Genomic DNA, 21,030 nt, shown 5'->3' with positions numbered 1-21,030 from the left:
CGCAACGCTACCGGAGGGCCGGCGAGCGTCGAGTTTTGTCACGCTCCGAGCCGTTGAGCGTGCAACACGTCGACACTCGGCGCGGTGTAACCGGCCGCCCGCAGCGCAGCGCGCACCCGTGCGAGCACCACCCCAGGCCGATCCCGGAGCAGACCGCTGCTGACCCGCACGATCACCCAGCCGCGCGCGGCCAACCCCGCATAGCGGTCGATATCGGCGGTCCGCTGCCGCGGGTCAGTCCAATGTTGTGCCCCGTCGAACTCCACGCCGACCCGATATTCGGGCCAGCCCATGTCGATGCGGGCGAACGGACGTCCGAATTCGTCGCGGACCAGAATCTGGGTAGTGGGCGGTGGCAGCCCACCGCGAACGAGCAGCAGCCGTGTCCGGGTTTCCTGCGGAGATTCCGCGCCCCCGTCCATCAACGCCATCGCGCGCCGCAACTGCACCACGCCACGAGCCCCGCCATGGCTTTCGCACACCAGGGCGATCTCCCCCGACCTGAGCCCGGTGGCATTGGCCAGGGCATCGAGACGAATGACGGCGGTCGTCAACGGTTTCCGACGCCCGATGTCAAACGCGGTGCGCGCGACCGTGGTGGTCGGTATGCCCTGGACCAAGCATGTTTCATCGGCGCCCAACCGCTCTCGGCGTATGACGATCCCGTCGGCTTCAGCGGCGGCGACCCGGTTGAGTTCCGCGGGCAGCCGGGCATCCAACCACCGCGACCCATGCAACGCCGCGGCAGAGAGCCCGGCCACCGTAGCGGTTCGGCCCGACCACAGCCAACCGGCCACCGCGCGGGTGACGGGGGTGAGCTCCTCGCCGTTCGGCAGGTAGACGTTGCGGTAGATCATCTGGTGCCGGCTGCGCAACGTCCGCCTGGTGGCGTAGCCCGATGCCAGCGCTTCGGTGCCGACGAACGGCCACCCCGATTCCCTCACGGGGTCACAGTGACGCCTCAGGCCGCCATCCCGCTTCCGAGAGTCGGCTTATGTCACGCTTTCTGTGGATAACCGTGCATCAAGGCGACATTCGGCGCAGGACCTCGTCCACCACGTTGTCGACCGGCACGTCGACCTGCTCCCCGGTGGCCAGGTTCTTCATGCCGATGGTGCCGGCCTCCAGGTCGCGGTCACCGGCGACCAGCGCGATCACCGCGCCGGAGCGGTCGGCGGCGCGCATCGCGCCCTTGAGCCCGCGATCGCCGTAGGCCAGGTCCACCCGCACGCCGGCGGCCCGCAACCGGCCGGCCAGCACCGCCAACCGCAGTTTGGCCGCCTCGGAAAGCCCCACCCCGAACACGTCGCAGCGGGTGCTCTGCCCCACCGCCTTGCCCTCGGCGGCCAGCGCCAGCAGGGTGCGGTCCACGCCCAGCCCGAAACCGATCCCCGACAAGTCTTGGCCTCCGAGCTGGCGCATCAGCCCGTCGTAGCGGCCGCCGCCGCCGATCCCGGACTGCGCGCCCAACCCGTCGTGCACGAATTCGAAGGTGGTCTTGGTGTAGTAGTCCAGGCCGCGCACCATCCGCGGGTTGACCACATAGGGCACGCCCAGCGCCTCCAGGTGCGCCAGCACGGTCTCGAAATGTGCCTTGGCGCCCGTCGAGAGGTGATCGAGCATCACCGGCGCGTCGGCGGTCATCTCCCGCACCTGCGGGCGTTTGTCGTCGAGCACCCGCAGCGGGTTGAGCTGCGCGCGCCGGCGGGTCTCCTCGTCGAGGTCGAGCCCGAACAGGAACTGCTGCAACAGCTCCCGGTACGCCGGCCGGCAGGTGTCGTCGCCCAGCGAGGTGATCTCCAGCCGGAAGCCGTCCAGGCCCAGCGAGCGGAACCCGGCATCGGCGACCGCGATCACCTCGGCGTCCAGCGCCGGATCGTCGACCCCGATCGCCTCCACCCCGACCTGCTGCAGCTGCCGGTACCGGCCGGCCTGGGGACGCTCGTAGCGGAAGAACGGCCCCGAGTAACAGAGTTTGACCGGCAGCTGGCCGCGGTCCAGCCCGTGCTCGATCACCGCCCGCACCACCCCGGCCGTGCCCTCGGGGCGCAGCGTCACCGAACGGTCGCCGCGGTCGGCGAAGGTGTACATCTCCTTGGACACCACATCGGTGGACTCCCCCACCCCGCGCGCGAACAACGCGGTGTCCTCGAAGATCGGCAACTCGATGTCGCCGTAGCCGGCGCGGCGGGCGGTCGCCAACAACCCGTCGCGCACCGCGACGAAACCGGCCGAGGCCGGCGGAACGTAATCGGGCACCCCTTTGGGTGCGGCAAACGTGCTCACGCACTGAGCCCTTCTAGGAACGGGTTGAACCGGCGCTCGGCGCCGATGGTGGTCTTGGGCCCGTGGCCGGGCAGCACCACGGTCGCATCGTCGAGGCACAGCAGCTTGTCCACGATCGAGGTGAGCAGGTCACGGCCACTGCCCCCGGGCAGATCGGTGCGCCCGACCGAATTCTGGAACAGGGTGTCCCCGCTGAACACCACCTCGGCTGCGTCGCCCTCGACCCGAAAGACCACCGAGCCGCGGGTATGCCCGGGAGTGAAATCGACGGTGACGGTGGTGTCGCCCAGGCCGATCTTGTCCCCGTCGCGGTCCAGCTGGACCAGCTGCTTGGGCTCGGAGAACATCACCTTGCTCAACGCGCCGAACAGCGCCTGGCCCGGCAGCGTACCGAGCGAGCGCAGCGGGTCGGTGAGCATGAATCGGTCCTCGGGGTGGATGTAGGTGGGGCAGCCATAGGTGTCGGAGACCTTCTGCGCCGACCAGATGTGGTCGATGTGGCCATGGGTGAGCAGCACCGCCGACGGCGTCAGCCGATTCTCGTCGAGGATGTGGCGCAGCCGGGTCATCGCCCGCTGGCCGGGGTCGACGATGATCGCGTCGGCGCCTTGCCGCTGCGCCAGCACGTAGCAGTTGCACGCCAGCATCCCGGCGGGGAATCCGGTGACCAACACGTGCACCAGTTTCCCATTGCGCGCCGTTGCGGCATGGACGCGGGCGGTGCTGGTGAGACTTTGGCAGACTGTAGAGCCGACTCACCCGCGAGCCAGGGAGGTAATCCGGCGGTGTCCACGAACGAAGAACGGCGCGCCCAGGCCAAGCGCAAGCTCGATGAGCAGGTGGCGCAGCGCGCCGAGGCGGCCCGCAAGCAGCGCCAGATCCTGATGATCGCCGGCGCGGTGGTGGCCGTGCTGCTGGTGGCCGGCGTGGTGTTCGTGGTGCTGCGCGGCGACGGCGATTCGGGCAGCGTCAGCGCCTCCTCGACGTCGGAGACCACCGACGCCGCTGACTCCTCCGAGGCGTCGCCGGGCGAACCCGGCCAGCTGCCGAAGTTCACCGCCTCACCCACCCTCGGCGCCAACTGCCAGTACCCCAAGTCGGCGCGCCCGGCCAGCAAGCCGGTCGAGCCGCCGCGCTCCGGCAAGGTCCCGACCGAGCCGGCCGAGGTCAGCGTGTCGATGATGACCGACCAGGGACCGATCGGCTTGATGCTCAACAACGCCCAATCCCCCTGCACCGTCAACAGTTTCATCAGCCTGGGCGCCAAGGACTTCTTCGCCGGCACCCAATGCCACCGGTTGACGACCTCGCCGATGCTCAGCGTGCTGCAGTGCGGCGACCCGGCCGGTGACGGCACCGGCGGTCCGGGATATCAGTTCGCCAACGAATACCCCACCGACCAGTACGCGCCGAACGACCCCGCGGCCGGGCAGCCGGTGACCTACCCGCGCGGCACCCTGGCGATGGCCAACGCCGGCCCCGGCACCAACGGCAGCCAGTTCTTCCTGGTGTACCGGGATTCGATGCTGCCGCCGCAGTACACGGTGTTCGGCCGGATCCAGGACGACGGGCTGGCCACCCTGGACAAGATCGCCGCGGGCGGCGTGCAGGGCGGCGGCACCGACGGCCCGCCCGTTACCACGGTGACCGTCAAGTCGGTGCGCGCCGACTAGGACGCCTCAGGCCGCGGACGTCACCCGGTAGACGTCGTAGACGCCCTCGACGTTGCGGACCACGTTGAGCAGGTGCCCGAGATGCTTCGGGTCGCCCATCTCGAAGGTGAACCGGCTGATTGCGACCCGGTCGCGTGACGTGGTGACCGAGGCCGACAAGATGTTGACCTTCTCGTCGGCGAGCACCTTGGTCACATCCGACAACAGCCGGTGCCGGTCCAGCGCCTCGACCTGAATGGCCACCAGGAACACCGACGACGGCGATGGCGCCCACTTGACCTCGATGATCCGCTCGGCCTGCTGGCGCAGTGAGTCGGCGTTGGTGCAGTCGGTGCGGTGCACGCTCACCCCGCCGCCACGGGTGACGAAGCCCATGATCTCGTCGCCGGGCACCGGGGTGCAGCACTTGGCCAGCTTGGTCAGCACACCGGGCGCGCCGGGCACCGCGACGCCGACGTCGTCGGACCGCTGCCGGCGCGGCATGGTCAGCGGAGTCGCCAGCTCCGCTAGATCATCCTGGGCCTGGTCCACCCCACCGAGCTGGGCCACCAGCCGCTGCACCGCGTGGTGCGCCGAGATGTGGTTCTCACCGACCGCGGTGTAGAGGGCGGAGACGTCGCTGTAGTGCAGCTCGCGGGCCACCGCGGCCATCGACTCGCCATTGACCAGCCGCTGCAGCGGCAGACCCACCCGACGCACCTCGCGGGCGATCGCGTCCTTACCGGACTCCAGCGCCTCCTCGCGACGCTCCTTGGCGAACCACTGCCGGATTTTGGCCTTGGCCCGCGGCGACACCACGAACTGCTGCCAGTCCCGTGACGGCCCGGCGTTCTGCGCCTTGGAGGTGAAAACCTCGACCACTTCGCCGTTTTCCAGCTTGCGTTCCAGCGCCACCAGCCGGCCGTTGACGCGGGCGCCGATGCAGCGGTGGCCGACTTCGGTGTGTACGGCGTAGGCGAAGTCGACGGGGGTCGAACCGTTGGGCAGCGTGATCACGTCGCCCTTGGGGGTGAAGACGAAGATCTCCTTGACGGCCAGGTCATAGCGCAGCGACTCGAGGAATTCGCCGGGATCGGCGGCCTCCCGCTGCCAGTCCAGCAGCTGACGCATCCAGGCCATGTCGTCGATCTCGGCGGCGGCGTTGGGGTGCGGAACCCCGTTGCGGCCCTTGGCTTCCTTGTAGCGCCAATGCGCGGCGATGCCGTATTCGGCGGTGCGGTGCATCTCGCGGGTGCGGATCTGGATCTCCAGCGGCTTGCCCTCCGGGCCGATCACCGTGGTGTGCAACGACTGGTAGACCCCGTAGCGCGGCTGGGCGATGTAGTCCTTGAAGCGCCCGGCCATCGGCTGCCACAACGAGTGCACCACGCCGACCGCGGCGTAGCAGTCCCGGATCTCGTCGCACAGGATCCGCAGGCCCACCAGGTCGTAGATGTCGTCGAAGTCGCGGCCCCGCACGATCATCTTCTGATAGATCGACCAGTAGTGCTTGGGCCGGCCCTCGACGGTCGCGGCGATCTTGGACTTCGCCAGCGTGTTAACGATCTCGGTGCGCACCTTGGCCAGGTAGGTGTCCCGCGACGGCGCCCGGTCGGCGACCAGCCGGACGATCTCCTGGTACTTCTTCGGGTGCAGGATCGCAAACGACAGATCCTCGAGCTCCCATTTGACGGTGGCCATGCCCAGTCGATGCGCCAGCGGCGCAATGACTTCCAGCGTCTCCCGGGCCTTGCGAGCCTGCTTCTCCGGCGGCAGGAAGCGGATGGTGCGCATGTTGTGCAGTCGGTCGGCGACCTTGATCACCAGCACCCGCGGGTCGCGCGCCATCGCGATCACCATCTTGCGGATGGTCTCGGCTTCGGCCGCGGTGCCCAGCACCACCTTGTCCAGCTTGGTCACCCCGTCGACCAGATGCGCGACCTCGTCGCCGAACTCGCCGCCGAGCGCCTCCAGCGTGTAGCCGGTGTCCTCGACGGTGTCGTGCAACAGCGCGGCCACGAGCGTGGTGGTGTCCATGCCCAGCTCCGCCAGGATGGTCGCCACCGCCAGCGGATGGGTGATGTAGGGATCCCCGGAGTGCCGCAGCTGGGTGGCGTGGCGCTGTTCGGCGACCTCGTAGGCGCGTTGCAGCAACGCCAGGTTCGCCTTCGGGTAGAACTGCCGGTGCACCGCGACCAGCGGCTCCAGCACCGGGCTCAGCGCGCCGCGCTGGGCGGTGATCCGGCGGGCGATGCGGGCCCGCACCCGCCGGGAGGCACTGGTGGGCACCTTGAGCAGGTCGGTGCGCTCGGTGGGCGAGTCCTGGGCCGGCGGCTGGAAGACGGCCACCGGCTGGCCGCCGGCAGCGTCGCGCCGCTCGGCCTCAGAGCTCCCGATTGAGCTTTGATCAGAGCCCACTGTGCTCACCTCCGATGACGAGGATATCGGCTAGAGCAGGCGCAGGCTCACCAGCTGTAACGGCGCCACCGCGGCGCGTCCACCCATCTCGGCCAGCTCCAGCACCACCGCCGCCGCTACGACCTCGGCTCCGGCGCGCTCCAAGAGCCGCCGGGTGGCGGCCAGCGTGCCGCCGGTGGCCAGCACGTCATCGAGGATCACCACCCGCCGGCCGGCCAACGCGATGCCGTCGGCCGGGATCTCCAGCACGGCGTGGCCGTATTCGAGCTGGTAGGACTCCGAGAGCACCGGTGGCGGCAGTTTGCCGCCCTTGCGGACTGCCAGCGCACCCACCCCGAGCCGGGCGGCGACCGCCCCGGCCAGCAGGAATCCGCGCGCGTCGATGCCGGCCACCACGTCGGCCCCGGCTGCGATCCGGGCCAGCGCGTCGGTGACCGCGGCCAACCCGGCCGCGTCGGCGAACACCGGGGTCAGGTCTTTGAACGCGATTCCCGGCGCGGGGAAGTCGGCCACCTCGCGGGTCAACGCGGCGACGATCTCGGCGACCTCATCGTCGGCCGGGCTCACTATTGCGTCACCCTTCCAGGGACCAGCGGTCCATGTTCCAGCCGGCGCCCCAGCGGGTGGGGTTGGCGGCCACGCCGTACGTCTTCTTCGACGACAGCAGGGTGCGCTGTTGACGGTACAGCGGCAGGGTCGGCATGTCGGCCCACAGCACCGGGGCGCTCTCGGCCAGCAGCCGCACCAGCTCGGCCGGATCGGCGGTGACCGCCAGCGCGGAGATGATGCCGTCGATCTGGTCGTTGTGGTAGCCGGACAGGTTGTTGCCGTTGCCGCTGAACAGCTCGTAGGCGTCCATCACCGACGACCCGGTCGAGCCGCTGCCGGTCGACCCCCCGGTGCTCGCCAGCAGGACGTCGATCTGCCCCTCCCGCAGTGCCTGCGGCCCGATGCTCTCCGATGCCACCTCGGTGACGGTGATACCGGCCGCCGCGCACGATCCGCCGATCGCCCCGACGACGGCGGCCAGCCGGGTGTTGGGTGCGCGGTAGCCGATCCGCACCGTCAGCGGTTTGCCGGCGAGGGCGTCGCGGGCCGCGCGCGGATCGGCGTGCGCGAACTGCTGGGCCTCGGGCACGTTCTCGGCTTGGTCGAACGCATCATCGATGGCGGTGTTCAGGCGCGAGTTGACGATCGGCACGCCCGCGTCCCGAGCGATCACATCGCGGGGGGTGCACAGCGCCACGGCCCGGCGCGCCGGCGTCTCCGACAGCGGCCCGGACGGGGCGAAGATCAGCTGCTCGATACCGCCGGACGGGGTGTCGCTGCTCTGATAGTCGTCCGGGGTGATCAGGGATCCCGCCGACCCGGTCGCCACGTCGACGACCTCCACCACGCGTTTGTTGACCCGATCGGCGATGTCGGCGCCCTGCGGCCACACCGTGATCCGTTTGGTGACCGGCTTGGCGCCCCACCACAGGTCGTTGGCGACCAACACCACGGCGCCGCCGTCGAGCACCGCGTCGATTTTGTAGGGCCCCGACGACGGGAAGTTGCGCAGGTCGACATTGTGGTCGAGCTGCCAGGTGGTGTTCCAGGCCGCGGCAACCTTGCCCATGACCTCCTCGACCGGTCCCAGCCGGCCCTGGACGGCCTCGGTGACGTTGAAGCCGAGCTTGTCGCTGAGGATGTGCGACGGCATCATCGACGTCGCGGTGAACAGCTCCTCGTAGTCGACGATGTTGCGGTCGGGGAAGAACGACACCCGGGCCTTCTTGGCGCCGGGCTGGCAATCAATGTGCTCGATGTCGAGGTAGCCGGCCCGGCTGGCGGCGTCGAAGCCGCCGAACCGCCCGGACTGAGCCGCCCAGGCCAGCACCAGGTCGTCGCAGGTGACCGGCTTGCCATCGGAATAGACCGCCGCGTCGGCGATCTGGTAGTCCAGCACCAGCGGGGCGCGTCCCACCACCGAGATGCTGCCGAAGTCGTGGTCGGTGACGATCTGGCCTTCGGGTCCGTGGTAGCCGAACCCGGTCAGGGTGCGGGAGAACGCCTGCGGCGCCGCCGAGGCGGCACCGGCCACCGAGGTGGTGTTGTAGGTGGGCAGGCCGCCGTCGACGGCGTAGTCGATCTGGTCGACGGTGGCGCTGGTGCACGCCGACACCGACCAGGCACCCAGCGCGGTGGCGACCGCCACCAGCAGGGCCGCCGCAGGCCGACAGCGGGCCGCCATCGTCCGTTACCGTCCGGCGCCCGGCTTGCCGCTCGGACGCTGGCTGCGCCGGCTGGTGGGTCGTACCGGCTTGGCGCCCGGCGCCGGGGCGGCCGGTGCCGGGGCGGGGGTGGCCGCGACCGCGGTCGCCTCGTCCTCGTCCTCGATCTCGGCGGTGTCCTCTGGGCCGTCCACGGGCGCCGGTGCCGACTTGACACCGGTCGCGGCCTGGCGGCGCCGCATCACCCGGCGGGTGTGGTTTTGCACCAGCTCGGTGCGCTCCCGCAGGGTGACCAGCAGCGGTGTGGCCAGGTAGATCGACGAATAGGTGCCGACGATGACCCCGACCAACTGCACCAGCGCGAGGTCCTGCAGGGTGCCCACGCCCAGCAGCCACACCGCGACCACCATCAGCGAGATGATCGGCAGCGCCGAGATCAAGCTGGTGTTGATCGAGCGCATGAAGGTCTGGTTGACCGCCAGGTTGGCCTCTTCGGCGTAGGTGCGCTTGTTCTTGTGCTCGAAGTCGTGGGTGTTCTCCTCGACCTTGTCGAACACGATGACGGTGTCATAGATAGAGAACCCGAGGATGGTCAGCAGCCCGATCACGGTGGCCGGGGTGACCTCGAAGCCGACCAGTGAATACACCCCGGCGGTGACGGCGACGTCGAAGACCATGGAGATCATCGCCGCCAGGGTCATGTACCACTCGTAGCGCACCGTGATGTACAGCGACGCCAACAGCAGGAACACCACCAGCGCGATCACGGCCTTCTGGGTGATCTGGGCGCCCCAGGTCTCCGACACCGCCGAGTCGCTGATCGCCTGCCGGCTGGGCTGGCCGTCGGGCCCGACGGGCTGGAAGGCCTCGAACAGCGCGTCCCGCAGCTTCTCGGTCTGCTCGTTGGTGAGCGTCTCGGCGCGGATCTGCACGGTCGCCGACGAACCGTTGCCGACCACCACGACCGATTCGGGGCTGTTGCCCACGCTGCTGCGGAAGACCTCTTCGACCTGGGTGACGCTGGTGTCGCCCCGCGGGAACGACACCTTGGTGCCGCCGGCGAAGTCGATACCGAAGGTGAAGCCGCGGAGCAGGATGCTGGCGATCGCGATCGCGACCATCGCGCCGCTGACCACGTACCACATCCGCCGCTTGCCGATGACCTCGAACGCGCCGGTGCCGGTGTACAGGCGCGACAAGAAGCTGTGCTTCGGCGGCCGCGGCGTGCCGGGGGTTTTACGGGCCGTCTCCTCGACGGCGCGGGTCTCGGTGAGTTCGACCGCGTCGGTGTCGTTGGTCGCGGACTTCGTCGCGCGCTTGGTGCTCGGTTTGGCCATCTGGCTATCCCTGTCCCGTCGACTGGGCGGTCACCCGCGCGCCCGTTTTGGCTCCGGATCTGCCGCCCGGTCTGCTACCCGCCCTGGCCACCGCGCGCCGTTCGCGGGCGACCTGCTGCACCGCGCCGAGGCCGTTGTAGGCCGGCTTGGCCAGCGTCGGCGACTTGGACGCCAGGTACACCAGCGGCCAGGTCACCAGGAACACCACCACCAGGTCCAGGATCGTGGTCAGCCCCAGCGTGAACGCGAAGCCCTTCACCTGGCCGACCGCCAAGAAGTACAGCACCGCTGCGGCCAAGAACGTCACCGCGTTGCCGGACACGATCGTCTTGCGCGCCCGCGTCCACCCGCGCGGCACCGCCGAGCGGAATGAACGGCCTTCCCGGATCTCGTCCTTGATGCGTTCGAAGAACACCACGAACGAGTCGGCGGTGGTGCCGATACCGATGATCAGACCGGCAATACCGGCCAGGTCGAGCGTGTAGTTGATGTATCTGCCCAACAGCACCAGGATCGCGTACACCATCGCCCCGGCAAGCACCAGCGACAACGCGGTCAGCACCCCGAGCACCCGGTAGTAGAGCAGGGAGTAGACCAGCACCAGCGCCAGGCCGATCGCACCGGCGATCAGACCCGCCTGCAATGAGGTCATTCCCAGTGTGGCCGAAACGGTTTCGGCCTCCGAGGCCTCAAACGACAGCGGCAACGACCCATACTTCAAGACGTTGGCCAGCTGCCGCGCCTGGTCCTGGGTGAAACCTGGTGAGCCGCCGGTGATCTGGGTGCGTCCGCCGGGGATCGCCTCCTGGATCTGCGGCGCGCTGACCACCTGCGAGTCCAACGTGAACGCGGTCTGGGTGCCGATGTGGGCGGCGGTGTAGTCAGCCCAGATGTCGGCCGCGGCGCTCTTGAACTGCACCTGGACGATGTTGGCGCCGCTGCGCTGGTCCATGCCCGAGCTGGCGTCGGCGATCTGGTCTCCGCTGATGATCGACGGCGCCAGCAGGTATGCGGTCTGATGGTCCTGCGAGCAGGTCACCAGCGGAAGGTCCGGGTCGTCGTTGCCGGCCAGGATGTCTTCCTTGTCGCACCGGTTGGCCTGGATCTGCAGGGCCAGTGCCTGCACCACCTTGTTGTCGCTTTGCCGCAGTCGCTTTTCGGCGGCGATGCGCGCCGCCAGACCCTGCGGTTGGCCCGGCTGACCAGGAATGGGGGGCATGCCCGGCAGCTGCGCCCCGGGGTTCGGCGCCTCCCCCGGCTGGTGGGCCGGGATCTGCGGGCTGCCCGGAGCGGTGGTTTCGGTGGTTTTCTCCGGGCCGGGGCTGTCGGAGGTGGTGCCCGGCGACGGGGTCGGCTCCTGGGGATAGGGCCTGGGCTGCGCCGGTGGCATCAGGGGCTGCTGCGGAAGCGACTCGCCGCTTCCACCGAAGGAGCCTTCACCGCCGGCCCCTCCCGGCAGGCCCTGTTCACCCGAACCGGACTGGCCGCCGGTGGCCGGCGAGCCGGGCACGCCGGGGTTTCCGCCCGGGACACCGGGCACTCCCCCGGGCATGCCGGGAATTCCACCGGGAACACCGGGGACTCCGCCTGGAACTCCGGGAACGCCCGGCGGCAGGCCGGGCCGCCCGGGCCCGCCGGGAAGGCCAGGCATCTGGCCGCCGCCGGCCTGCTTGGCTTCCTCCACCGACACCCCGCTGATCACCGGCCGGATGTAGAGCCGGGCCGTCTGTCCCAGGGTGCGCGCTTCGTTGCCGTCACTGCCGGGCACCGTGATGACCAGGTTGTTGCCATCGATGATGACCTCGGACCCGGACACCCCCAGGCCGTTGACCCGGGCACTGATGATCTGTTGCGCTTGGTTGAGCGCGTCCCGGGTCGGGGCGGAGCCGTCCGGGGTGCGGGCGGTGAGCGTCACACGGGTGCCGCCCTGCAAGTCGATGCCGAGCTTGGGTTCGGCCAGCTTGTTCCCGGTCAGGAACACCAGCAGGTAGACACCGATGAGCAAAGCCAGGAACACCGCCATATTGCGGGCAGGGTGCACCGGCGCCGAAGGCGATGCCACGTTGTTGAGTCTCCTTCGCTCATTGCACGATGCGCTCTGGCGATCGTCGGGGCTGGTCCGCGCCGGGTCCGCTCGCGACGATCAGTTCGACTGCACCCGCAAAGGGTACGTGCCCGGCCGGCAAGCTCGGTCGTTGGGCAGGCGTTCCGCGCGTCGGCGCTCAGGCGCCTTCGGCGGCCTGCTCGACCGCGGCCTCGGCGGTGACGTCCGCCGGCTCGATCTTGTCCCGAATCGCCAGCTTCATCCAGGTGGTCACCACGCCATCGGCGATCTCGAGGTCGACGTCGTCATCGGTGATCCGGGTGATGGTCCCCTGCAATCCGGAGGTGGTGTGGACCCGGTCGCCCACCCGCAGCGACTCGTGCAGGTCGATGGTGGCTTGCATCGCGCGTTTCTGCCGCCGCGAGGCGAAGAACATGAACGCGCCCATCACGATGAGCAGCGGCAGGAAGGCAACCATTTGGTTCATGACAGCAATCGATCTTTCGAGTTGTTCGTTTCTTGGTCTTCGGCACCGGGCCGGGTATGACGGGCCGCTGTGATGACAACAGTGTGCCATTGTGTGGCGCGAGTGGACGCCGGTACCGCTGTCGGCCGCTTAGGCTGTGGGGGAATCCGGGGGCAGATTCTCAAGAGAAGGTGGGCCGATGAGAAGCATTGCATGTGGTCTGGCTACTGCCGTCGCGCTGGCGGCAGCTCCCCTGGCGGTGGGCGCAATCGCCATGCCCGCCATCGGGTCGGCGGAGCCGCTGAACTGCCCGGGCGGGCAGTACTGGGAGCCGAGCACCAACACCTGCATGCCCCTCGGGCAAGGACCGACGCCGCTGGACTGCCCGGGCGGTCAGTATTGGGAGCCGAGCACCAACACCTGCATGCCGCTGGGCCAGGGACCGACACCGTTGGACTGCCCGCCCGGGCAATGGTGGAACCCCTTCGGCAACGTCTGCCGGCCCCTCGGCCAGGTGTGAACCGTGCCGCCGCTGCCGCAGAGCCGTCACCTGGCCACCGAGATCCCCGGACCTGGCTCGGCGCGGCTGGCGCAGCGTCGCGCGGCGGCCGTGGCACGTGGGGTGGCCAGCACCATGCCGGTCTACGCGGCGCGCGCCGCCGGGGGCATCGTGGAGGACGTCGACGGCAACCGGCTGATCGATCTGGGTTCGGGCATCGCGGTGACGACCGTCGGCAACGCCGCACCGCGGGTGGTCGACGGGGTGCGCGAGCAGGTCGGACAGTTCACCCACACCTGCTTCATGGTGACGCCGTATGAGGGGTATGTGGCCGTCGCCGAAGCGCTGAACCGACTCACTCCCGGCCGCTACGAGAAGCGCTCGGTGCTGCTCAACTCCGGTGCCGAAGCTCTGGAGAACGCCGTCAAGATCGCCCGGGCCTACACCCGCAAATCCGCGGTGGTGGCGTTCGATCACGGCTATCACGGCCGTACCAACCTGACGTTGGCACTGACGGCCAAGTCGATGCCCTACAAGAGCGGATTCGGGCCGTTCACCCCCGACGTCTACCGCGCGCCGACGTCCTATCCCTACCGGGACGGGCTGATCGACAAGGAGTTGGGCAGCGACGGCGAGCGAGCCGCCGAGCGCACTATCGGTGTCCTGGAGAACCAGATCGGCGCCGAGAACCTGGCCGCGCTGGTCATCGAACCGATCCAGGGCGAGGGCGGGTTCATCGTCCCCGCGCCGGGTTTTCTGCCCGCGCTGCTGGCGTGGTGCCGCGACAACGACGTGGTGTTCATCGCCGATGAGGTGCAGACCGGCTTCGCGCGTACGGGGGCGATGTTCGCCTGCGAGCACGAACCGATCGAGCCCGATCTGATCTGCACCGCTAAGGGCATCGGCGGGGGCCTGCCGCTGTCGGCGGTCACCGGTCGCGCCGAGATCATGGACGCCCCACAGGTCAGCGGCCTGGGCGGAACGTTCGGCGGCAACCCGGTGGCCTGCGCGGCAGCGCTGGGCGCGTTCGCCACCGTGCAGGCCGAGGATCTGGTCGGGCGGGCCCGCCAGATCGAGCGGTTGGTGTTCGAGCGACTGGGCCGGCTGCAGGCCGACGACCACCGCATCGGCGACGTCCGCGGCCGCGGCGCCATGATCGCCGTCGAGCTGGTGCGGCCCGACGGTGCCGAGCCGGACCCGGCGCTGACCAAAGCCCTGGCCGCCGCGTGTCATCGGGCCGGCGTGATCGTGTTGACCTGCGGCACGTTCGGCAACGTGTTGCGGCTGCTGCCGCCGTTGACCATCAGCGACGAGCTGCTCTCCGAGGGGCTGGATGTGCTGGCCGGTGAGTTGGCCAAGCTGTAGCGGCTACTCGAATAGCCCCTGTTGTCCCAGTCCCCCGGCCCCGGCCGGCGGCACCATGCCCAGATGCGTCCAGGCCGCCGGGGTGGCGACCCGGCCCCGCGGAGTGCGGGCGATCATCCCGGCGCGCACCAGGAACGGCTCGCAGACCTCCTCGACGGTGGCCGCTTCCTCCCCGACCGCCACCGCCAGGGTGGACACCCCGACCGGGCCGCCGCCGAAACTTCGGGTCAACGCCGACAGCACCGCCCGGTCGAGGCGGTCCAGGCCCAGTTCGTCGACGTCGTAGACGGCCAGCGCCGCCTTGGCCACGTCGGGAGTGATCACCCCGTCGGCGCGCACCTCGGCGTAGTCGCGCACCCGGCGCAGTAGCCGGTTGGCGATGCGCGGGGTGCCCCGGGACCGCCGCGCCACCTCGGCAGCGGCCTCAGCGCCGAGCTCGATCCCGAGGATCTTCGCGGATCGGGCCAGCACCCGCTGCAGCTCGGTCGGCTCGTAGAAGTCCATGTGCGCGGTGAAACCGAACCGGTCCCGCAGCGGGCCGGTCAGCGCACCCGAGCGCGTGGTCGCACCGACCAGGGTGAACGGCGCCACTTCCAGCGGAATCGATGTCGCGCCGGGACCTTTACCGACCACGACGTCGACCCGGAAGTCCTCCATCGCCAGGTAGAGCATCTCCTCGGCGGGCCGGGCGATGCGGTGGATCTCGTCGATGAACAGCACGTCGTGCTCGACCAGATTCGACAGCATCGCCGCCAGGTCTCCGGCGCGTTCCAGCGCCGGCCCCGAGGTCACCCGCAGCGAGCTGCCCAGCTCGCTGGCGATGATCATCGCCAGCGAGGTCTTGCCGAGGCCGGGCGGACCGGACAGCAGGATGTGATCCGGTGTGCCGCCACGGTTTTTGGCGCCCTCGATCACCAGTTGCAGCTGCTCGCGCACCCGGGGCTGACCGATGAACTCGGCCAGGCTGCGCGGACGCAGCCCGGCGTCGATATCGCCCTCCCCGACCGTCAGCGCCGGGGACACCTCGCGCGGGGCGGCCTCGCCGGGGTCGCTCACTTGGTCTTCCCCAGCCGGCTCAACGCCGTCCGCAGCGCGTCGGAGGTGCCGGCGTCCGGATTCTCGGCCAGCACCTTGTCGGTGGCCTCCTCGGCCTGCTTGGCGGCAAAGCCAAGGCCGACAAGGGCTTCGATGACCGGCGCGCGTACTGCGTGACCGTTGACGACGGTACCCTCGGACGCCGCCACCGGACCGATCTTGTCGCGCAGTTCCAGCACCAGGCGCTCGGCCCCGCGCTTGCCGATCCCGGGGACCCGGGTCAGCGCGGTGACATCGGAGTCGGCGAGCACCCGGCGCAGCGCGGCCGCGTCGTAGACCGCCAGCGCGGCCAGCGCGATCTTGGGACCGATTCCCGACACCCCGATCAGCGTCAGGAACAGATCGCGCGCGTCAGCGTCGGGAAAGCCGTACAGCGTCATCGAGTCCTCGCGCACGATCATCGCGGTGACCAACCGGGTTTCGCTGCCGCGGCGCAGCGTCGACAGCGTCGCCGGGGTGGCCATCAGCTTGTAGCCGACGCCGGCCGCCTCGAGCACCACGTGGTCGAGGGCGATGTCGATGACCTCACCGCGTACCGAGGCGATCATCTGCGCCGCTCCTCCTCATCGCTCCGCAAGCTCCGCTCTGCATCGTCGCCGGCGGTCATCTGCGCCGCTCCTCCTCATCGCTCCGCAAGCTCCGCTCTGCATCGTCGCCGGCGGTCATGCCCGGGCCGCCTTGAGCTTGGCGGTGTAGCGGCGCCGCTGCTCGGCGGCCAACGCCTCGGCGGCCGCCATCCGGGCGATCATCGGGGCCCGCCAGCAGTGGCAGATCGCCAGCGCCAGCGCGTCTGCCGCATCAGCGGGGGTCGGTTTCTGTTGCAACCCAAGGATTCTGGTGACCATCGCCGTCACCTGCGCCTTGTCGGCCGAACCGTTGCCGGTGACCGCGGCCTTGACCTCGCTGGGGGTATGGAAATGCACCTCGATGCCGCGCCGGGCGGCCTGCAGCGCGATCACCCCGCCGGCCTGGGCGGTGCCCATCACGGTGGAGACGTTCTGCTGGGAGAACACCCGCTCGACGGCGAGGACGTCGGGCCGGTGGGTGTCCAGCCAGTGCTCGGCGGTGTCGCTGATGGTCAGCAGCCGCTGCGGCAGGGACTGGTCGGCCGGGGTGCGCACCACATCGACGTCCAGCGCGGTGACCTGGCGCCCGCGGCCGCCCTCCACGACCGACAACCCGCAGCGGGTCAGCCCGGGGTCGACGCCCATCACCCGCACCACACGCTCCCTACCCTAGTGAACACCTGTTCGAACACTAGCGGTTGGAGCCGACACCGCCCGGCAGGACACGCGGGGGCGCAGGCGCTACTCGGACTCGAGCGCGGCCAGCACCTCGTCGGACAGGTCCACGTTGGTCCACACGTTCTGCACGTCGTCGCTGTCTTCGAGCGCTTCGACCAGCTTGAACACCTTGCGGGCGCCCTCGACGTCGACCGGAACGCTGACCGACGGCTGGAAGCTCGCCTCGGCCGACTCATAGTCGATGCCGGCATCGACCAGCGCGGTGCGCACCGCCACCAGATCGCCCGGCTCGGAGATCACCTCGAAGCTCTCCCCCAGGTCGTTGACGTCCTCGGCACCGGCATCGAGCACCGCCATCAGCACGTCGTCCTCGGTCAGCCCGTTCTTGTCCAGGGTGACCGTCCCCTTGCGGCTGAACAGGTAGGCGACCGAGCCGGGGTCGGCCATCTGCCCGCCGTTGCGGGTCATCGCCACCCGCACCTCGGACGCGGCCCGGTTGCGGTTGTCGGTCAGACACTCGATGAGCACCGCCACCCCGTTGGGCCCGTAGCCCTCGTAGGTGATGGTCTGGTAGTCCGCACCACCGGCTTCTTCACCGGCACCGCGCTTGCGGGCCCGCTCGATGTTGTCGTTGGGCACCGAGTTCTTCTTGGCCTTCTGGATGGCGTCATACAACGTCGGATTGCCCGACGGGTCCCCGCCACCGACGCGGGCTGCGACCTCGATGTTTTTGATCAACCGGGCGAAGTTCTTGCCGCGGCGTGCGTCGATGACGGCCTTCTTGTGCTTGGTGGTGGCCCACTTGGAATGGCCGCTCATGCACTACCTCTTCTTCTCGCTCGCAAAGTCAGCCTGATGAGTCTACGCGTGCACCCCCAGCAGCCCGAGGTGGCGCAGGTCGGCGACGTACTTGAGGATCAGCGCCTCAGACAGGTGCGGCACATCGCGGGACTCGCCGATCTGGGCCTGTTGCACCGCGGCGCGAAACTTCCCGGCGGGCGCGTGCCGGCCCGACACCGGCTCCGGGTGGGCGTAGGCGTCCAGCAGCGGCAGCACCGAATTCTTGCGCTCGTGCTCCGGCAGCGCCTGCATCGCGGTTTCGAACCGGGCCAGCCAATCGGCGTAGTCGTCGATCCGCTCGATCGGCTGGCCGTCGGCGATCAGCCAGTCGACGAACGTGTCCAGCGAGATGCCGTCGTCGTAGGTGTTGAGCACGTTGTAGGTGTGGAACCCAGCGGTGCTGCGCTCGCCGAGGGTGGTGATCGCCTCGGCGGTGAAATCGGCGGGCAGCCCGTCGTAGTGGGCCCGCTGCCGGTTACCGGCGGCGTCAAGCTGATAGAACGATCGCGGGGCGATTCCGGTGACCAGCAGGCTCAACATCAGCCGGGTGAACATGTCGGTCACGTTGAGCTGCCCGGAAAAGCGACTGTGCGCCAGGATCATGTCCGACCGGAACACCGCCACACCCAACCCGCACACGTCGTGCGCCTCGGCCAGCAGCACCTCCCCGGCCCACTTGCTGGTGGCGTACCCGCCGGCGTAGGAGCTGTCCAGCGACCGCGCCGGGCTGGCCTGCCGCACGTCGATGTCCTCGCCGACGAAACTGCCGTCGGGCAGCGCGGTCACCGCGACCGTGGACAGGTAGGTGACCGGCTTGAGTCGGGTGCTCAGGGCCAGTTTGACGATCTCGCCGGTGCCGACCACATTGGGACCGAACAGCTGGCTATACGGCAGGACGTGGTTGACCATGGCCGCGGCGTGCACGATCTGATCCACCGAGCCCGCCAGCCGGGCCCAGGTAGCGGTGTCCAGGCCCAGATTCTCCGCTGCCAGATCCCCGGCCAGCACTTCCAGGTGCTGATCGGCCAGGGCGCGGAAGTGGTCGCACAACTCGGCGTCGCCGGTGTCGATGGCCGCCTCGATGCGTTGCCGGGCCGCGTCCGGGTCGGCGCCACGCACGATGCAGATCAGCGTGCCGCCGCGCGGCGCCAGCCGTTGCAGCCACTCCAGGCACAAGAAGCGCCCGAGGTACCCGTTGGCGCCGGTGAGCAGCACCGTGTTGGCCTCACCCGCCGCTGCGGCCAGGCCGGGCGCGGCGGCCAGCGTTGCGGCGTCGATGAGTTTGTCCAGGCTCAAGTCCGCCGCCCGGGCCACGGTGGCACCCCGGCCGTGCACCGAGGCGAACGTCGGCCGGCTGCCGTGGGCCGAATCGCGTTGCCCGTCAACGTATCCAGCGATTGCGGCCAGTGTCGCGGTAGGGCTGACGATGGTCTGCACCGGCACGTCGATGGCGAAGATTCCCTCCAGCAGGGTGGCGAAGGAAAACGCCGAAAGCGAATCGCCGCCCAGGTCAATGAATTTGGCGTCTGCATCGAATGACGCGTCATCGGCGGGCAGTCCCAGGGTAGCGGCCGCGGCGCGGCGCACGGTATCGATCGTCGGCCGCTCGCCGGCTTCGGCCCGCAGCCGCTCGAGCTGGTCGTCCTGGCCGGCCGCGAGTTGGTCGTAAAGGGCGTTGAGCTGCTCGCTGTAGCGTGCGGTCAGCGCCGGCCGCAGCAATTTGCCGACTCCCGACAGCAGCCCGTTGTCGCGGGTGAACGGATTCGTTTCGAGCAGGAAATCCCGCGGTACCTCATAGGCGTTCAGCTCGGCGTCGGCGGCGATCTGCTGCAGCGACCCGGCGATCAGCGCGCGCGCGTCACCGTCACCGACGGCGTCGGCGTTCGGCACGATCACCGCGAGCAGAAAGGGCTGCTCACTGGACCCGTACAGGAAGATCTGCCGGATATAGGGGCTGGTGGAGTAGGTGGCCTCCAGTCGCGACACCGCCACGAACTCGCCCTGCGAGAGCTTGATGACGTTGTTGCTGCGGTCCAGATAGACCAGGTGATCGGGGCCGATCTCGGCCATGATGTCGCCGGTCTTGTAGTAGCCGTCCTCGTCGAAGATCTGCGCGGTCAGTTCGGGATGGCGGTAATAGCCCGGAATCAGCAGCTCCGACTTGAGGTAGAGCTCACCACGCGGATACGGCCGGTCGGTGGTGAAGTATTCCAGTTCGGGCACATCGACCAGCTTGTAGTCGGTCACCGGCGGGCGTTTGATGATCCCGTTGCGCATGATGCCGCCGCCGGTCTCGGTGGAGCCGTAACCGTCGCTGACGGCGATGTCGAGCATGGATTCCATGAAGGCGTGCACCGTCTTCGACAGCGGCGCGCTGCCGCACATCGCCGAGATCACCCGCCCGCCCAGAAACTCTTCGCGCAGTTCGGTTTTCACCTCGGTGGCCAGCTCATCCGCGCCGCGCCCACCGGTAGGCCGCTGATCTAGCTCTTTGCGGTAGCGCCGGTAGATCATGTCGCACACCCGCGGAACCAGGTTCAGCCCGGTGGGGCGTACCAGCGTGATGTCGTCGAACAGGGTGGACATGTCGCTTTTGGCGGCGAAGTAGCCGGTGCCGCCGGCGGCCAGTGTGGCGATCAACCACTCCAGACCGAACACGTGCGACAGCGGCATGTACTGCAGGTGGATCGCCGGGATCGGCTGGCCCACATCCACCGACGGGCCGCGGGGCCGCTGCCAGATGCTGGTCATCATGTCGGTGGTGTACATGGCGCCCTTGGGGGTGCCGGTGCTGCCGGAGGTGTAGATCAGGGTCGCCAGCGGGTTGTCCCCGGCGGCCGGGATGAAGGGCGGGGCCGGCGCCAGAGTGCTGCCGCTCTCTAGCTCGTCGGACAGCGGCACCACGTCCAGGGCCCGCCCGGCCGCGACCAGCCGGGCGGTGCCGGCCTGGAAACGCGCACGCTGGTCGTCGTCGGCGGCGTTGTAGTCGAACACCACCAGCCGCCGGATCGACGGTGACCCGAGCACCACGTCGACGGCGGTGTCCAGCGATTCGACGCTGGTGGCGAAGATGTGCGGCTCGGTCTCGGCGACGATGGGCGCCAACTGGGCGGCGGTCGAGCTGGTTTGCAGCGGCACGAACACCGCGCCCGAGCGCGCGCACGCCAGCGTGATCACCGCGTAGCCGACGCTGGTGAACCCCAGCACCGCCACCCGGTCGCCGGGGCCGAATCCGGGCACCACCGACCGCCACGCCGTGGCCAGGGCGGCGACCCGGTCACCGAGCTGCCGGTAGCTGATGGTGTCGAAGCCGGCCAGCAGTGTGGTGGTGTTGCGGCCGCTGGCTTCACTGCGGGTGACTTCCCGCGCCCGTTGGCCCAGCGCCGGGCGATCGGCGTAGCCACGCAGATAGGTGTCGATGACTTCCCAGAGCCGTAGCCCCGGTCGGTGGGCGGCGTCGGTGATCGCCGGCGAGGGCGCCGCGGCCCGAAACTGGGGATCGGTCCGGTTCAGCGTGTCGATGCGGTACGACAGGCGCTGTTGGCGGTCGGCTCCGGCGGTCATGGCGGGC

At 69.4% G+C, this 21,030-nt stretch carries 17 protein-coding genes; 3 read left to right on the top strand and 14 right to left on the bottom strand.

Annotation, left to right across the window (positions count from 1 at the left end):
- Positions 1 to 38: 38 nt before the first annotated feature.
- The 3 genes from AC5Y4Q_RS17735 to AC5Y4Q_RS17725 form a co-directional block, all read right to left on the bottom strand.
- Positions 39 to 944, bottom strand: coding sequence for a putative endonuclease domain-containing protein (locus tag AC5Y4Q_RS17735; protein WP_185746575.1), 906 nt, complete (start codon positions 942 to 944; stop codon positions 39 to 41).
- Between the two features lie 79 nt (positions 945 to 1,023).
- Positions 1,024 to 2,286 carry a histidine--tRNA ligase gene (gene hisS, locus AC5Y4Q_RS17730; RefSeq protein WP_064920372.1) on the bottom strand — a complete coding sequence of 421 codons (1,263 nt, stop codon included), beginning with the start codon at positions 2,284 to 2,286 and terminating at the stop codon, positions 1,024 to 1,026.
- Positions 2,283 to 2,960 carry an MBL fold metallo-hydrolase gene (locus tag AC5Y4Q_RS17725; protein WP_064920435.1) on the bottom strand — a complete coding sequence of 226 codons (678 nt, stop codon included), beginning with the start codon at positions 2,958 to 2,960 and terminating at the stop codon, positions 2,283 to 2,285. Before AC5Y4Q_RS17725 ends, hisS begins: the two co-directional genes overlap by 4 nt.
- Before the next feature lie 111 nt (positions 2,961 to 3,071).
- On the opposite strand from AC5Y4Q_RS17725, the gene AC5Y4Q_RS17720 reads away from it, so the two are divergent.
- Positions 3,072 to 3,959: a peptidylprolyl isomerase gene (locus AC5Y4Q_RS17720; RefSeq protein WP_064920373.1), complete on the top strand. Its 888-nt coding sequence runs from the start codon at positions 3,072 to 3,074 to the stop codon at positions 3,957 to 3,959.
- A 6-nt stretch (positions 3,960 to 3,965) separates the two neighbouring features.
- On the opposite strand, the gene AC5Y4Q_RS17715 is transcribed toward AC5Y4Q_RS17720, so the two are convergent.
- From AC5Y4Q_RS17715 to yajC, 6 genes are all read right to left on the bottom strand, one after another.
- Entirely contained in the window at positions 3,966 to 6,287 is a 2,322-nt protein-coding gene (locus tag AC5Y4Q_RS17715; protein ID WP_499959815.1) for a RelA/SpoT family protein, read from the bottom strand.
- Positions 6,288 to 6,386: 99 nt separating this feature from the next.
- Entirely contained in the window at positions 6,387 to 6,923 is a 537-nt protein-coding gene (locus tag AC5Y4Q_RS17710) for an adenine phosphoribosyltransferase (RefSeq protein WP_064920374.1), read from the bottom strand.
- Between the two features lie 7 nt (positions 6,924 to 6,930).
- Positions 6,931 to 8,589 (bottom strand): ABC transporter substrate-binding protein, encoded by a 1,659-nt coding sequence (locus AC5Y4Q_RS17705; protein ID WP_064920375.1) that lies wholly within the window; start codon positions 8,587 to 8,589, stop codon positions 6,931 to 6,933.
- A 6-nt stretch (positions 8,590 to 8,595) separates the two neighbouring features.
- Entirely contained in the window at positions 8,596 to 9,906 is a 1,311-nt protein-coding gene (gene secF / locus AC5Y4Q_RS17700) for a protein translocase subunit SecF (RefSeq protein WP_064920376.1), read from the bottom strand.
- A 4-nt stretch (positions 9,907 to 9,910) separates the two neighbouring features.
- Entirely contained in the window at positions 9,911 to 11,968 is a 2,058-nt protein-coding gene (gene secD / locus AC5Y4Q_RS17695; RefSeq protein ID WP_064920377.1) for a protein translocase subunit SecD, read from the bottom strand.
- A 160-nt stretch (positions 11,969 to 12,128) separates the two neighbouring features.
- The gene (gene yajC, locus AC5Y4Q_RS17690) at positions 12,129 to 12,437 is read right to left on the bottom strand and encodes a preprotein translocase subunit YajC (RefSeq protein ID WP_064920378.1); all 309 of its coding nucleotides are present in this window, start codon (positions 12,435 to 12,437) and stop codon (positions 12,129 to 12,131) included.
- A 178-nt stretch (positions 12,438 to 12,615) separates the two neighbouring features.
- Here yajC and AC5Y4Q_RS17685 point away from each other — a divergent pair, with 178 nt between their 5' ends.
- Together AC5Y4Q_RS17685 and gabT are read left to right on the top strand one after the other, a co-directional pair.
- Positions 12,616 to 12,936 (top strand): hypothetical protein, encoded by a 321-nt coding sequence (locus tag AC5Y4Q_RS17685; RefSeq protein WP_064920379.1) that lies wholly within the window; start codon positions 12,616 to 12,618, stop codon positions 12,934 to 12,936.
- Between the two features lie 3 nt (positions 12,937 to 12,939).
- Positions 12,940 to 14,280, top strand: a complete 1,341-nt coding sequence (gene gabT / locus AC5Y4Q_RS17680; RefSeq protein ID WP_064920380.1) for a 4-aminobutyrate--2-oxoglutarate transaminase — start codon at positions 12,940 to 12,942, stop codon at positions 14,278 to 14,280.
- Positions 14,281 to 14,283: 3 nt separating this feature from the next.
- Here gabT and ruvB read toward each other — a convergent pair whose 3' ends face one another.
- From ruvB to car, 5 genes are all read right to left on the bottom strand, one after another.
- Positions 14,284 to 15,336, bottom strand: a complete 1,053-nt coding sequence (gene ruvB / locus AC5Y4Q_RS17675) for a Holliday junction branch migration DNA helicase RuvB (RefSeq protein ID WP_064920381.1) — start codon at positions 15,334 to 15,336, stop codon at positions 14,284 to 14,286.
- Complete coding sequence (gene ruvA / locus AC5Y4Q_RS17670) at positions 15,333 to 15,923, bottom strand: Holliday junction branch migration protein RuvA (RefSeq protein WP_064920382.1); 591 nt, start codon at positions 15,921 to 15,923, stop codon at positions 15,333 to 15,335. The genes ruvB and ruvA overlap by 4 nt, the downstream gene beginning before the upstream one ends.
- A 114-nt stretch (positions 15,924 to 16,037) precedes the next feature.
- Positions 16,038 to 16,595 carry a crossover junction endodeoxyribonuclease RuvC gene (ruvC, locus tag AC5Y4Q_RS17665; RefSeq protein ID WP_064920437.1) on the bottom strand — a complete coding sequence of 186 codons (558 nt, stop codon included), beginning with the start codon at positions 16,593 to 16,595 and terminating at the stop codon, positions 16,038 to 16,040.
- An 87-nt stretch (positions 16,596 to 16,682) separates the two neighbouring features.
- On the bottom strand, positions 16,683 to 17,438 hold the full coding sequence (locus AC5Y4Q_RS17660; protein ID WP_064920383.1) for a YebC/PmpR family DNA-binding transcriptional regulator: 756 nt from the start codon (positions 17,436 to 17,438) through the stop codon (positions 16,683 to 16,685).
- Positions 17,439 to 17,480: 42 nt separating this feature from the next.
- On the bottom strand, positions 17,481 to 21,023 hold the full coding sequence (car, locus tag AC5Y4Q_RS17655; protein ID WP_064920384.1) for a carboxylic acid reductase: 3,543 nt from the start codon (positions 21,021 to 21,023) through the stop codon (positions 17,481 to 17,483).
- Positions 21,024 to 21,030: the final 7 nt, after the last annotated feature.

Source organism: Mycobacterium sp. NGS16, from assembly GCF_059813225.1.
This window is presented reverse-complemented; position numbering and strand designations above follow the sequence as displayed.

Coding starts and splice junctions, on each gene's coding strand:
- secF (WP_064920376.1), bottom strand. CDS start 9,906: ATGGCCAAACCGAGCACCAAGCGCGCGACGAAGTCCGCGACCAACGAC.
- yajC (WP_064920378.1), bottom strand. CDS start 12,437: ATGAACCAAATGGTTGCCTTCCTGCCGCTGCTCATCGTGATGGGCGCG.
- AC5Y4Q_RS17705 (WP_064920375.1), bottom strand. CDS start 8,589: ATGGCGGCCCGCTGTCGGCCTGCGGCGGCCCTGCTGGTGGCGGTCGCC.
- AC5Y4Q_RS17685 (WP_064920379.1), top strand. CDS start 12,616: ATGAGAAGCATTGCATGTGGTCTGGCTACTGCCGTCGCGCTGGCGGCA.
- car (WP_064920384.1), bottom strand. CDS start 21,023: ATGACCGCCGGAGCCGACCGCCAACAGCGCCTGTCGTACCGCATCGAC.
- AC5Y4Q_RS17660 (WP_064920383.1), bottom strand. CDS start 17,438: ATGAGCGGCCATTCCAAGTGGGCCACCACCAAGCACAAGAAGGCCGTC.
- ruvA (WP_064920382.1), bottom strand. CDS start 15,923: ATGATCGCCTCGGTACGCGGTGAGGTCATCGACATCGCCCTCGACCAC.